A 13,468-nucleotide genomic window follows, 5' to 3' on the forward strand; every position below is an offset into this window, starting at 1 on the left:
CCAAAGCCACACCCCGATAAGCCCGGCACCCGAACCCGCAGCGGCCCGGCCCCAAAGCCACACCCCGATAAGCCAGACACCCGAACCCGCAGCGACCCGGCCCCAAAGCCACACCCCGATAAGCCCGGCACCCGAACCCGCAGCGGCCCGGCCCCAAAGCCGCACCGTGCTCAGCCAGGCACCTGGCCCCAACGCGACTCGCCCTGCCCGTCAGTACCCCGCCGTTAAATCATCCGGCGTACGCGGGTCAGACGCACCGTAACGCGTGCCGTCCGGCCCCAGCATAATGCTCTGGGTGCTGCCCATCGCCGACTGCACCTTCACATTCTGCCCCTTCTCCGCCAGCAGCTTCAGCGTATCCGGACTAAAACCCTTCTCCACGCGCAGCTGATCCGGCAGCCACTGATGATGGAAGCGCGGCGCGCTGGTCGCTTCCGCCACGTTCATCCCGAAATCGACGCTGTTCACCACCATCTGCAGCACGGTCGTGATAATACGGCTGCCGCCCGGACTGCCGGTCACCAGCCAGGTCTTACCGTCTTTAGCCACAATTGTCGGTGACATCGACGACAGCGGACGCTTATGCGGCTGCACCGCGTTGGCTTCCCCACCGACCAGCCCGTAAACGTTCGGCGTGCCCGGCTTGGCGGAGAAATCGTCCATCTGATTGTTCAGCAGAATGCCGCTGTCACCCGCCACAATACCGCTGCCGAAGTTGGTGTTCAGCGTATAGGTCACCGCCACCGCGTTGCCGTCCTTATCCACCACCGAGAAGTGGGTGGTCTGGTCACTCTCATAAGGTGCCAGCTTGCCCGGCTTGATCTCAGACGACGGCCGCGCCTTCGCCAGATCGATCTGCTGCGCCAGCGACTTAGCGTAGGCCTTGCTGGTCAGCGCCTGGGTCGGCACCTTTACAAACTCCGGATCGCCAAGGTACTCGGAACGGTCGGCATAGGCGTACTTCTCCGCCTCGGCCATCACCTGAATCGCATCGGCGCTGCCAAAGCCCATCTTCGCCAGATCAAAGTTTTCCAGGATATTGAGGATCTGCACGATATGAATACCGCCGGAAGACGGCGGCGGCATTGAGAACACCTCGTAGCCGCGATAGGTGCCGCTGACCGGCTTACGCTCCACCGCGCGATAATTCGCCAGGTCAGTCTTGCTAATCAGCCCGCCGTGCTCCGCCATCTCTGCGGCGATCTGATCGGCAATCTCACCCTTATAGAATGCGTCCGGCCCCTGCTTTGCAATCAGCTCCAGGCTGTGCGCCAGCCGCTTCTGCACCAGCGTTTCGCCTTTCAGATACGGCGTACCGTCCGCTTTAAAGAAGATCGCCTTACTGTTTGGGTGGTTAAGCAGCACCTCTTTACCGTACAAATTAAGGTCATCGGCCAGCGAATCATTGACCACGATACCCTGACGCGCCAGCTCCAGCGCCGGTTTAATCAGGGCGCTGAGCGGCAGCGTACCGTACTCTTTATTTGCCAGCGCAAAACCGGCCACCGTGCCCGGCACGCCGGACGCCAGGTGCGAGGTCAGCGATTTTTTACTGTCGGCGTTGCCGTCTGCGCCGAGGAACATGTCGCGGCTGGCGCGCACCGGTGCCATCTCGCGGAAATCGATGGCGGTGGTGTTACCGGCCGCGGTGCGCAGCATCATAAAGCCACCGCCGCCGATATTACCCGCCTGCGGGTGCGTCACCGCCAGCGCAAAACCCACCGCCACCGCCGCATCCACCGCGTTACCGCCCTGCTCTAAAATCTTCACCCCCACGTTAGTCGCCGTGGCATCTACCGAGGCCACCATGCCGTGCTGCGCCCGCACCGGGTGAAAAGTATCGGCGCTGACGCCGTAGGAAACCGGCGGCGCGGTCGGTGCCGCCACCGCCCCCTGCCACAGCAGTAAACCGGCCAGCAACGACCCTGACAGCCGCCTGAAGCTAACTTTTCTGTCCATTGTTACATCCTTTAATGTTATTTACGTTGGGTTTGCCATTGATAACTAAGCACATAAATGGACGTCTCGCGAACATTAGCGTAATTCAGGAGCACTCCTGGAGCCTCTTCCCGGCGGATAACATAAAATTAAGCGAGTAACACGGAGGAATCCCAATGAAGATGACAACGAAATGGTTAGTGATTTTTGCCGCTGTCGTGCCGCTGAGCGGGATGGCGAACATGTTAAACAACAGCAATAACCCGAACCAGCCCGGCTACAATCCGAGCACCCGCAACGTGCAGCAAAGCATGCAGAATCAGCAGTCGCAGCAGAAGCTGAAGCTGCAACAGGATCAGCAACGCCAGCAGCAGGATCTGCAGCGTAAGATTCAGGAGCAGCGCGACAGCGCCTCGCAGCGGGTAATCAAATCCCAGCCGGGGCAGCAGCAGACTGGTGGCGCAGGCAAATATTGATTCGCGGCAGATCGCGACGGGGGCAGCCTGCCCGGCACAGATAACGCAGCAGGCTGCAAACCCGCCGTCACCAGAGATCGCGTCTGCCAGGCCAGTTGCCCGTATCAGACGAAATCCGCAGCAATAATATCAATGCGGTCGGTGCAGATGGCGTCCACGCCCCACTGCAGCAGCTGGCGCGCCCGCTCCGGTTTGTTGACGGTATAGACCAGAATACGCAGCCCGGCCTGCTTCAGCAGCGCCACCCGTTCGGCATCCAGCAGCTTGTGATTGAGGTGAATGGATACGCACTCCAGCGCCCGGGTCATCTCCGGCCAGTTCTCATCCCACTCGTCAAGCAACAGCCCGCGCGGCAGCTCCGGTGCCGCCTCCATCGCCGCTTCCAGCGCGCGGTATGAGAAGGATGACAGCAGCGGTAACGTCTGCCCCTGCCACAGCTGGCGTGCCGCCAGCGCAATCGCCCGGCCGGTGATCACGTCGTGGCCGGATGTCGGCTTAATCTCGATATTCGCCGCGATCTGATGCTGACGGCAGCGGTCAGCGACCTGCGACAACGTCGGTAGCCGCTCACCGGCAAACGCGCCGCTGAACCACTCGCCAGCATCGAGCTGCAGCAGTTTTTCCCACGGCAGCTCGCCGGCGATGCCCCAGCCGTTGCTGGTGCGGTCCAGCGTGTCGTCATGCAGCAGGAAAATTTCACCGTCCTGCGACAGCTTGGCGTCAAATTCAATCATCCGATGCCCGAGCCGGGCACCGAGGTCAATCGCTGCCAGCGTGTTCTCCGGAGCCAGCTTGCCGCCGCCGCGATGGGCGACGATCGGAGGATAAGGCCAGTTATTCATATCATTCTATCCGTTGTCCGTTGGCGTCAAAGTAGTGGCACGACTGCGGCGACAGGCGAAGCCACAGTGTAGTCCCCGGTTTCGGACGCACCGAGTGCGGCAGGCGTACCACCATTTTACTGCTGCCCCAGCGGCCGTGCGCCAGGTTGTCAGCACCGAGCATCTCCAGCGTTTCCACCACCAGCGGAATACCGCCTTCCTGCTGCGTTGAGACGTCAATATGCTCCGGCCTTACCCCAACGGTCAACGCCCGGCGGGCGGCACTGGCCTCCAGCGACCCCAGCGGCAGGCTGAAACCGCCCTTAAGGGCAAAACTCAGGCCGTCATCGCTCAGCTGACCGTCCAGCAGGTTCATCGCCGGGGCGCCGATAAAGCTGGCGACAAATCGGGTGGCCGGGCGCTCGTAGATCTCCACCGGCGTGCCCAGCTGCTCCAGCACGCCTTTGTTCATCACCATCACCCGCTGGGCAAGGGTCATTGCTTCAACCTGATCGTGGGTCACGTACAGGCTGGTGGTGTTCAGGCGGCGGTGCAGCTGCTGCAGCTCAAGGCGCATCTGCACCCGCAGGCGGGCGTCAAGGTTGGATAACGGCTCATCAAACAGGAATACCGCCGGTTCACGCACGATGGCACGCCCCATCGCCACGCGCTGGCGCTGGCCGCCGGACAGCTCGCGCGGGCGGCGCTGCAGCAGTGCCTCCAGCTCAAGGCTGCGCGCGGCTTCCAGCACTTTCTCGCGGATCTGCGCCTTGCCCATGCCGCGGATCTTCAGCCCCCAGGCCATATTCTCTTCCACGCTCATATGCGGATAGAGCGCGTAGTTCTGAAACACCATCGCGATGCCGCGATCTTTCGGCTCTTCATCGGTGACCCGTCGCGAATCAATCCAGATATCGCCGCTGGTCACCCGCTCCAGCCCGGCGACCATGCGCAGCAGCGTCGATTTGCCACAGCCGGACGGCCCGACCATCACCATAAACTCGCCGTCCTGGATGGTGACGTCCAGCGGCTGAATGATCTGAATTTTGCCGTCATAGGATTTGGTTACTGCCTGAAGTCTTACCCCTGCCATACGTTATTTCTCACTCTCAACCAGACCACGCACAAAGGCGCGCTGCATAACCAGAACAATGATCACCGGCGGGATCAACGTCAGCAGCATTGCTGCCATCACTTCATTCCACTGGGTCGGCGACCCGCTGGTATTAATCATGCTTTTAATCCCCGCCACGGCGGTGCTCAGCGAGGCGCTGTCCACCACCAGCAGCGGCCACAGATACTGGTTCCAGCCGTAGATAAAGGTGATGACAAACAGCGCCGCCAGGTTGGTTTTTGACAATGGCAGCACGATGTCGCGGAAGAAGCGCAGCGCGCTGGCGCCGTCAATGCGTGCTGCCTCCATCAGCTCATCCGGCAGCGACATAAAGAACTGGCGGAACAGGAAGGTGGCGGTGGCCGAGGCCATCAGCGGCAGGGTCAGGCCGCTGTAGCTGTCGAGCATATTCAGGTCGGCGATCACCTGCACGGTAGGGAAGATACGCACTTCCACCGGCAGCATCAGAGTGACGAAGATCATCCAGAAGAACAGGTTACGCAGCGGGAAGCGATACCACACCAGCGCAAAGGCGGAGAGAATCGAAACGCTGATTTTGCCGACGGTGATCGCCAGCGCCATCAGCAGGCTGTTCAGCATCATCATACTGAATGCCGGGCCGTTGCCGTTCACCCCGTGCACCCAGATCTTACTGATATTCTCCCACAGGTGGCTGCCCGGGATCAGCGTCATCGGCACCTGATATACCGCGTCGTTGTCCAGCGTCGCGGCGACAAAGGCCACGTAGAGCGGAAACAGGATGGTCAGCACGCCTAAGATCAGCAGCGTGTGGCTGAAGATATCCAGCCCGCGTCGGTTCTCAATCATTGGTAACGCACCTTACGCTCAACAAAGCGGAACTGAATCACCGTCAGCACGATCACCAGCAGCATCAGCACCACCGACTGCGCCGCAGACGAGGAGAGATCGAGGCCGGCAAAGCCTTCACGGTAAATTTTGTAGATCAGCGTGGTGGTGGCCTGCACCGGACCGCCGCCGGTGGCGGCATCGATCACCGGGAAGGTGTCGAAGAAGGCGTAGACCAGGTTAATCACCAGCAGGAAGAAGCTCACCGGGGTAATCAGCGGCAGCGACAGGCAGAAGAAACGCCGTACCGGACCGGCACCGTCGATAGCGGCGGCTTCCACCAGCGATTTCGGGATCGACTGCAGCGCGGCGAAGAAGAACAGGAAGTTGTAGCTCATCTGCTGCCAGATCGACGCCAGAACGATCAGAAACATCGCCTGGCCGCTGTTCTGCGCGTAGTTCCAGTTGTAGCCCCACTGGTTCAGCAGGTGGCTGAACAGGCCGAGGCCGGGGTTAAACAGGAACATCCACAATACCGCCGCCACCACCGGTGCCACCGCATAGGGCAGCAGCAGCAGGGTCTGGTAGAGTTTTTTCAGCCGTACGACGTGATCGACCAGCGCCGCCAGCAGCAGCGAGAAGGTCATACCGCAGACGGTAACCAGCCCGCTGAACTTGATGGTGGTCCAGAAGGACTCAAGGTAGTACGGGTCGCTGAACAGCCGTTTAAAGTTCTCCAGCCCGACGAAGGTGCTGGAGATGCCGAACGGATCGAGGTTCTGCAGCGAGTACCACAGCGCCTCGCCGGCCGGCCAGAGAAAGAAGATCGCGGTAATCAGCAGCTGCGGCAGCACTAACAGATAGGGTAGCGCGCTGGTGCGGAAAACGGGACGGGGTTGGGACATAGTTGAACTCCGAAAAGCACATCGGGCGGCATTGCTGCCGCCCGTTAGCCGGATTGCTCCGGCCCCAGCGAATACTTACTTCGTCTGCTGTTCGAAACGGCGCAGCAGCTCATTACCACGCTTCACGGCGTTATCCAGCGCAGCCTGCGGGGTCTGCTTGCCGGTCCATACGCCTTCCAGCTCTTCGTCCACGATGGTACGGATCTGCGGCATATTGCCCAGACGCATGCCTTTGGTGAACGGCAGCGGATCTTTGTTCAGCATCTGACGGGTGGCGGTATCGGCACCCGGGTTCTTGTCGTAGAAGCCCTGCTGTTTGGTCAGCTCATAGGCGGCGGTAGTGATCGGCAGGTAGCCGGTTTTCTGGTGCCACTCGGCGGCGATTTCCGGGGTAGCCAGGAACTGCATAAACTCGGCCGCGCCCTTGTAGGTCGCCGCGTCTTTGCCCTTCATCACCCACAGGCTGGCTCCGCCGATAATGGCGTTCTGCGGCGCGTTCGGTACGGTCTCATCGTACGGCATCATACCGACGCCGAAGTTGAATTTGGCATACTTGCGGATGTCGGCCAGCGAACCGGACGAGGCGGTGGTGATAGCGCAGTCGCCGTTATAGAACTTGGACGTCGACTCGTCTTTACGGCCGAAGTAGGTGAAATCACCCTTCTTGTTCAGATCCTCCAGCAGCTGGATATGGCGCACCTGCACCGGCTTGTTGAACTCAAGCACCGCGTCGGTACCGTCGAAGCCGTTGTTTTTGGTCGCCACCGGCAGACCGTGCCAGGCGCTGAAGTTCTCAATCTGGATCCAGCCCTGCCAGCCGCTGGCGTAGCCGCAGCTCATGCCCGCTTTACGCAGCGCGTCGGTGTCTTTCGCCAGCTCCTGCCAGGTTTTTGGCGGCTGGTCCGGGTTCAGGCCGGCTTTTTTGAAGGCATCTTTGTTGTAGTACAGCACCGGAGTGGAGCTGTTGAACGGCTGAGAAATCAGCTGGCCGTTGCTGTCGCTGTAGTAACCCGCCACCGCCGGTACGAACTGCTTCGCATCCATAGCGATGCCGGCATTTTTAAACACCTCGTGCACCGGCACAATCGCTTTTGAGGCCATCATGGTTGCCGTACCCACTTCGTACACCTGCAGCAGCGCCGGGGCTTTGCCGGTGCGCACGGCGGCGATGCCGGCGGCCAGGCTCTGCTCGTAGTTGCCCTTGTAGGCCGGTACGATTTTGTAATCCGGGTGCGTTTCATTAAAACGCTTAGCCAGTGAGTCCACCTCAACGCCCAGCTCGCCTTCCATCGAGTGCCAGAACGGAATTTCGGTAGCAGCCAGTGCGCTGCCGCTAAAGGTCAGACCCAGCACGAGGCTGAGTGCGGTACGACGGAATGCGGTAGATGACATATCGGTTTCCTGTGCCCGTTTTAATGATGCGCGATTCCGCGCACTGTGTGAGTCGGCAAGTAACATGCCACGGCTGAATGACAGATTAATAATAGATATATGTCAGAAATGTGACGGGCGGATGACGGGAAAGTCGGCGTGGGACTACAAAACTGGGACGAGAGTAACAACTTTACGCAATAGCGGAGAGAGGACGATCACAGAATTAAAACGAAGATGTGCGCACGATCGGCACAAAAAGGGGCAGCCAGAGCGGCTGCCCGCAGTCAGTTAGCCGCCAAGGTAGGCGCTGCGCACCGCCTCATTGGCCAGCAGCGCGTCACCGGTGTCTTCGAGCACCACGTGACCGTTTTCGAGCACGTAGCCACGGTCGGCCAGCTTCAGCGCCTGGTTAGCATTCTGCTCCACGAGGAAAATGGTCATGCCTTCCTGACGCAGCTGTTCGATGGTATCGAAAATCTGCTGAATGATGATCGGTGCCAGCCCCAGCGAGGGTTCGTCCAGCAGCAGCAGGCGCGGCTGGCTCATCAGCGCACGGCCAATCGCCAGCATCTGCTGCTCGCCGCCGGACATGGTGCCGGCACGCTGCACGCGACGCTCCCACAGGCGCGGAAACAGTTCGTAAACGCGCTTAATGCGCTGCTGATACTGCTGGCGCTCGGCAAAGAAACCGCCCATCGCCAGGTTCTCTTCCACCGTCATGCGTGAAAACACGCGGCGCCCTTCCGGCACGATGGCGATCGCTTCGCGCATAATCCGCGCCGTCTGCCAGTCGGTAATATCCTTGCCGTCGAAGGTGATGGTGCCCTGGGTAGCACGCGGTTCGCCGCACAGGGTGCCGAGGATGGTGGTTTTCCCCGCCCCGTTGGCCCCGATCAGGGTGACGATTTCGCCCTGATTGATGTGCAGGCTGACGTTGTGCAGCGCCTGGATTTTACCGTAGTGGGTGCTGATATTGTTCAGGGACAGCATTGGGTTACTCATCTTAAGCCTCCCCGAGGTAAGCGCGGATCACGTCCGGGTTATTGCGGATCTCGTCCGGCGTGCCGTTGGCCAGCGGCGTGCCCTGGTTCACCACGTAGATGCGATCGGAAATGCCCATCACCAGTTTCATATCGTGTTCAATCAACAGTACCGAGACCTTATGTTCCCCGCGCAGTTCGGCGATCAGCTCGTCCAGCTCGTGGGTCTCTTTCGGGTTAAGACCGGCCGCCGGTTCATCCAGCATCAGAATTTCCGGACGGGTCACCATACAGCGGGCGATCTCCAGCCGGCGCTGCTGGCCGTAGGCGAGGTTGCCGGCCTGGCGGTTGGCCAGCTCCAGCAGCCCGACGCGCTTCAGCCAGGTGGCGGCACGATCCAGCGCCTCGCTTTCCGCCCGGCGGAAGGCCGGGGTTTTCAGCAGGCCGGAGAACACTCCGCTCTGCAGGTGCTGATGCTGGGCAACCAGCAGGTTTTCAATCACCGTCATCTCGCGGAACAGGCGCACGTGCTGGAAGGTACGCACGATGCCCATACGGGCGATCTGCTGGCCAGGCAGGCCGGCCAGCTGTTTGTCACCCAGCATAATCGAGCCACCGGTTGGCTTATAGAAACCGGTCAGGCAGTTAAACACCGTGGTTTTACCGGCGCCGTTCGGGCCGATCAGCGAAACGATCTCCTGCGGGCGCAGCTCCAGCTCAACGTTATTTACCGCCAGCAGACCGCCGAAGCGCATCATCAGGCCGTTGACTGCTAACAAAGGCTTCATGCCTGCTCTCCTTTTTCCGCTGACTTCAACTTCAGGTGCGGACGTTTCATCGGCAGCAGACCCTGCGGACGCCAGATCATCATCAGCACCATCAGCCCCCCGAGCACCAGCATGCTGTACTCATTGAGGTCACGCATCAGCTCGCGCGAAACCACCAGCAAAATTGCCGCGAGGATCACCGCAAACTGCGAGCCCATCCCGCCCAGCACCACGATGGCCAGCACAAACGCTGACTCGGCAAAGGTGAAGGACTCCGGGCTGACAAAGCCCTGACGCGCGGCAAACAGACAGCCGGCAAACCCGGCAAAGGCGGCGCTGATGGTGAAGGCGGTCAGCTTGATGCGCGTCGGGCTGAGGCCCAGCGAACGGCAGGCAATCTCATCTTCACGCAGCGCTTCCCAGGCGCGGCCCAGCGGCATACGCAGCAGACGGTTAATCACAAACAGGGTGACGACCACCAGCAGCAGCGCCACCAGATAGAGGAAGATAATGCGGTCGCCCGGGTCATACTTCAGGCCAAAGAACTCGTGGAAGGTGCCCCAGCCGCCTTCGCGTGCGGTGCGGCCAAACTCCAGACCAAAGAACGACGGTTTCGGGATCTGGCTGATACCGTTCGGGCCACCGGTGATTTCAGTGTTGTTGAGCAGCAGGATACGCACGATTTCACCGAAGCCGAGCGTCACAATCGCCAGGTAATCCCCGCGCAGGCGCAGCACCGGGAAGCCGAGCAGCAGGCCAAAGCCGGCGGCCACCAGCCCGGCCAGCGGCAGCGACTGCCAGAAGCCAAGACCGTAATAGTGGTTGAGCAGCGCGAAGGTGTAGGCACCGATGGCGTAGAAGCCGCCGTAGCCGAGCACCAGCAGGCCGGACAGCCCGACCACCACGTTCAGGCCGAGGCCGAGCATCACGTAGATCAGCGTCAGGGTGGCGATATCCACCGTACCGCGCGACACCAGGAACGGCCACGCGGCCGCCGCAACGATCAGCGCCAGCAGAAACAGCTTCTGCTTCGTCGTGGAACCGTCAATGCCGGGCAGCACCAGCGACGGGCCGCTGACTTTTTTCAGGCCGCTCTGCACCAGCGGGCGCAGCATCTGAAACAGAAACACCACGCCACAGCCGACGGCGATCCAGTTCCAGCGCACCTCACCGGCGTTGCTGACCACCAGACGCGTGCCGTCGAGGTTGAGCCGCATACCCATAAAGAACGCGGCCAGCACCAGCAGCATCAGGGCTGAGACAAACGCATTAACCAGGTTGAGCTTCTTCATACTTTCTCAACCTCCGGGCGGCCAAGGATACCGGTCGGCATCACCAGCAGCACCACGATCAGCAGCGCAAAGGAGACCACGTCTTTATATTCAGTGCTCAGGTAGGCCGAGGTCAGCGCTTCGGCGATGCCGAGGATCAGGCCACCGACCATCGCCCCCGGAATGCTGCCGATGCCGCCGAGTACCGCGGCGGTAAACGCCTTCATGCCGGCCATAAAGCCGATATAGGGGTTGATCACGCCGTAGAACTGGCCGAGCAGCACGCCCGCCACCGCGGCCATCGCCGCGCCAATCACAAAGGTCAGCGAGATCACCCGGTCGGTGTTAATGCCCAGCAGGCTGGCCATCTTCAGGTCTTCAGCACAGGCGCGGCAGGCGCGGCCCATGCGGGAATAGCGGATAAACAGCGTCAGCGCCAGCATCGACAGGAAGGTCACCGCCCAGATGACGATCTGCATGGTGGAGATAGTGGCGGCAAAGCCGTTGCTTTCACCCAGCGTCCACTGCCCGGTCACCAGGCTTGGCAGCGCGAGGTCGCGCGAGCCCTGGGTCAGGCTGACGTAGTTTTGCAGGAAGATCGACATCCCGATGGCGGAGATCAGCGCGATCAGGCGCTTGGAGGAGCGCACCGGCCGGTAGGCCACGCGCTCAATGCTCCAGCCGTAGCAGGAGGCAATCACCACCGCAACGACAAAGCCCGCACCGATCAGCACCCAGCTGACGTCGATACCGACCATCATCAGCGCGGCGATAACGATAAACGAGACGTAGCTGCCGATCATATAGACTTCGCCGTGGGCAAAGTTAATCATGCCGATAATGCCGTAGACCATGGTGTAGCCGATGGCGATCAGTGCATACGTACTGCCCAACGTCACGCCGTTGAACATTTGCTGCAGGAAATAGAGAAACTGCTCAGACATACCTTAATACCTTACAAATTGTCCTGCGCTGAATACATCAACGCCTGGCAAAGCCTGCCAGGCGTTATTGTCGCAGGCCAGTTGGATGCGACCAGCGCGATCCGGCGCGCTGACCAATCCCCAGCGGGCCGGAACCGGCGGTTTATTTCACCGCGGTGGATGAACCGTCGGCGTGCCACTGGAAGATACCGAACTCAAAGCCTTTCAGGTCGCCCTGCGCGTTCCAGTTCAGGTCGCCCATCACGGTTGGAACAGCGGCACCCTCTTTCAGGTTCTTAACGATGTCTGCCGGCTCCTCACTCTTGCTGCGTTCCATACCGGCCGCCAGCGACTGCAGCGCCGCGTAGGTGGTCCAGACGAACGGGCCGGTTGGGTCCAGTTTCTTCGCCTTCAGCGCATCAACGATGGCTTTGTTGGCAGGCACCTGATCGTAACGCTTCGGCAGCGTCACCAGCATACCTTCAGAAGCCGCACCGGCAATGTTAGACAGTGAGGAGTTACCCACGCCTTCCGGACCCATAAACTGGGTTTTCAGGCCGGCCGCACGCGCCTGGCGCAGGATCTGGCCCATCTCCGGATAGTAGCCGCCGAAGTAGACGAAATCGATGTTCTCTTTCTTCAGACGCGCCACCAGGGTGGAGAAGTCTTTATCACCGGCGGTGACGCCTTCAAACAGCACCACGTTGCCGCCGGATTTTTTCAGGCTCTCCTGCACGGATCGCGCCAGGCCTTCACCGTACTGCTGCTTGTCGTGGATCACCGCAATGCGCTGCGGTTTGATCGCGCTGAGAATATAGTTCGCGGCGGTCGGGCCCTGATCGGAGTCCAGGCCGGTGGTGCGCATAATCAGCTTGTAGCCACGGGTGGTCAGGTCCGGTGCGGTGGCCGCCGGGGTAATCATGATCACGCCTTCATCTTCATAGATGTCTGATGCCGGCTGGGTAGAGGAGGAGCACAGATGGCCGATCACATAACGGATGCCGTCGTTGATCACCTTGTTGGCGACCGCGACCGCCTGTTTTGGATCGCAGGCGTCATCGTACTCCACGCCGACCAGCTTATTGCCGTTAACGCCGCCTTTGGCATTGATGTCAGCAATCGCCTGTTTGGCTCCGGTAAACTCCATATCACCATACTGCGCCACCGGGCCGGACATGGCACCGACGATAGCGACTTTGATATCTGCTGCTGATGCAGCGTGGCTTAATGCCAGGGCCATACAGCCAGCCAGCAACGCGCGACCTTTACTGATTTTCATCCGAACTACCCCATCTGTTGTGGTTGCTCCCTTCATCCGCAGCGTGCGGACTTCGGGTATTATTTGCCGGTGAATCTGCGAAAACGCTTTGAGTAAGAAAGAGTTAGGCCAATTCCCGACAGTTTTTATGAATAACGCTTTAAATTTCAGGTTATTAAACAGGAATATTCTGCTGTAAATCAACCGACATATTCAGTAAATGGTGGGATTGCCAGAACAATTAACTGGCATGAACGGTGGCATTTCAGACAACAATCCAGGATATTATGCTGGTCAGAACGCAACCAGAGACCGGATTACCCTGGATACTGCACAAATCAGGCACCGATCGCCTCGTTTTTGCGCAAAAATCTTATCGCACTGAGTATGGTCGACTTCGCTACAATATGCCTTTCCCCCGTATGGATTCATTTGATGAAACTTTCCGTCATCCGCCTGCAACAGCTCTCTGCCCAGGACTATATCGATCTGGGCAAAATCTGGCCCCGGGCCGAACTCAACCCGCTGGTGCAACAGCTGAGCAGCGAGCGGCTGCTCTATGCGGCAAAATTTAACGATCGGCTGCTGGCGGCGGTGCAGGTCGGGATCGACGGTGCACACGGGCGGCTGACGCAGCTGGAAGTCCGCGAAGTGACCCGCCGGCGAGGCGTCGGGCTCTACCTGCTGGAAGAGGTGCTGGCGCATAACCCGCAGGTTACACGGTGGTGGGTGGCGCAGGATGGTTCATCAGACCCGGAGGTAATTTCCGCCTTTATGCAGGCAGCAGGCTTTACCCCCGGTGCTGATGGCTGGCGGAAGACGTGCAACGGCTTA

The 13,468-nt window shown here is 60.1% G+C and carries 13 protein-coding genes; 2 read left to right on the forward strand and 11 right to left on the reverse strand.

Annotated features, from left to right (window positions below):
• Positions 1-210: 210 nt before the first annotated feature.
• Positions 211-1,959, reverse strand: coding sequence for a gamma-glutamyltransferase (gene ggt, locus NV64_RS21885; protein WP_056232620.1), 1,749 nt, complete (start codon positions 1,957-1,959; stop codon positions 211-213).
• 161 nt (positions 1,960-2,120) lie between these two features.
• Between ggt and NV64_RS21890 the strand changes: the two genes are divergently transcribed.
• Positions 2,121-2,414, forward strand: coding sequence for a DUF2756 domain-containing protein (locus NV64_RS21890; RefSeq protein WP_056232799.1), 294 nt, complete (start codon positions 2,121-2,123; stop codon positions 2,412-2,414).
• 104 nt (positions 2,415-2,518) lie between these two features.
• On the opposite strand, the gene ugpQ is transcribed toward NV64_RS21890, so the two are convergent.
• The 10 genes from ugpQ to NV64_RS21940 form a co-directional block, all read right to left on the reverse strand.
• Entirely contained in the window at positions 2,519-3,256 is a 738-nt protein-coding gene (gene ugpQ / locus NV64_RS21895; RefSeq protein WP_101506778.1) for a glycerophosphodiester phosphodiesterase, read from the reverse strand.
• Between the two features lies 1 nt (position 3,257).
• Positions 3,258-4,328 (reverse strand): sn-glycerol-3-phosphate import ATP-binding protein UgpC, encoded by a 1,071-nt coding sequence (locus NV64_RS21900; protein WP_056232622.1) that lies wholly within the window; start codon positions 4,326-4,328, stop codon positions 3,258-3,260.
• A 3-nt stretch (positions 4,329-4,331) separates the two neighbouring features.
• A complete protein-coding gene (gene ugpE, locus NV64_RS21905) occupies positions 4,332-5,177 on the reverse strand; it encodes a sn-glycerol-3-phosphate ABC transporter permease UgpE (RefSeq protein WP_056232625.1) in 846 nt (281 codons plus the stop codon).
• Positions 5,174-6,061 (reverse strand): sn-glycerol-3-phosphate ABC transporter permease UgpA, encoded by an 888-nt coding sequence (gene ugpA / locus NV64_RS21910; RefSeq protein WP_056232627.1) that lies wholly within the window; start codon positions 6,059-6,061, stop codon positions 5,174-5,176. The genes ugpE and ugpA overlap by 4 nt, the downstream gene beginning before the upstream one ends.
• A gap of 75 nt (positions 6,062-6,136) precedes the next feature.
• Positions 6,137-7,453 carry a sn-glycerol-3-phosphate ABC transporter substrate-binding protein UgpB gene (ugpB, locus tag NV64_RS21915; protein ID WP_101506779.1) on the reverse strand — a complete coding sequence of 439 codons (1,317 nt, stop codon included), beginning with the start codon at positions 7,451-7,453 and terminating at the stop codon, positions 6,137-6,139.
• Positions 7,454-7,723: 270 nt separating this feature from the next.
• On the reverse strand, positions 7,724-8,437 hold the full coding sequence (livF, locus tag NV64_RS21920) for a high-affinity branched-chain amino acid ABC transporter ATP-binding protein LivF (protein ID WP_101506780.1): 714 nt from the start codon (positions 8,435-8,437) through the stop codon (positions 7,724-7,726).
• A 1-nt stretch (position 8,438) separates the two neighbouring features.
• On the reverse strand, positions 8,439-9,203 hold the full coding sequence (gene livG / locus NV64_RS21925) for a high-affinity branched-chain amino acid ABC transporter ATP-binding protein LivG (RefSeq protein ID WP_101506781.1): 765 nt from the start codon (positions 9,201-9,203) through the stop codon (positions 8,439-8,441).
• Complete coding sequence (locus tag NV64_RS21930) at positions 9,200-10,474, reverse strand: high-affinity branched-chain amino acid ABC transporter permease LivM (protein ID WP_101506782.1); 1,275 nt, start codon at positions 10,472-10,474, stop codon at positions 9,200-9,202. Before NV64_RS21930 ends, livG begins: the two co-directional genes overlap by 4 nt.
• Complete coding sequence (gene livH, locus NV64_RS21935; RefSeq protein ID WP_056232638.1) at positions 10,471-11,397, reverse strand: high-affinity branched-chain amino acid ABC transporter permease LivH; 927 nt, start codon at positions 11,395-11,397, stop codon at positions 10,471-10,473. Before livH ends, NV64_RS21930 begins: the two co-directional genes overlap by 4 nt.
• Before the next feature lie 142 nt (positions 11,398-11,539).
• Complete coding sequence (locus NV64_RS21940; protein ID WP_056232640.1) at positions 11,540-12,655, reverse strand: branched-chain amino acid ABC transporter substrate-binding protein; 1,116 nt, start codon at positions 12,653-12,655, stop codon at positions 11,540-11,542.
• A 414-nt stretch (positions 12,656-13,069) separates the two neighbouring features.
• On the opposite strand from NV64_RS21940, the gene panM reads away from it, so the two are divergent.
• A partial coding sequence (gene panM, locus NV64_RS21945; protein WP_101506783.1) for an aspartate 1-decarboxylase autocleavage activator PanM occupies positions 13,070-13,468 on the forward strand: 399 nt, incomplete at its 3' end.

Origin of the sequence: Erwinia sp. B116, from assembly GCF_002865965.1 — a bacterium.
In the GTDB taxonomy this organism is placed as follows: Bacteria; Pseudomonadota; Gammaproteobacteria; order Enterobacterales; family Enterobacteriaceae; genus Erwinia.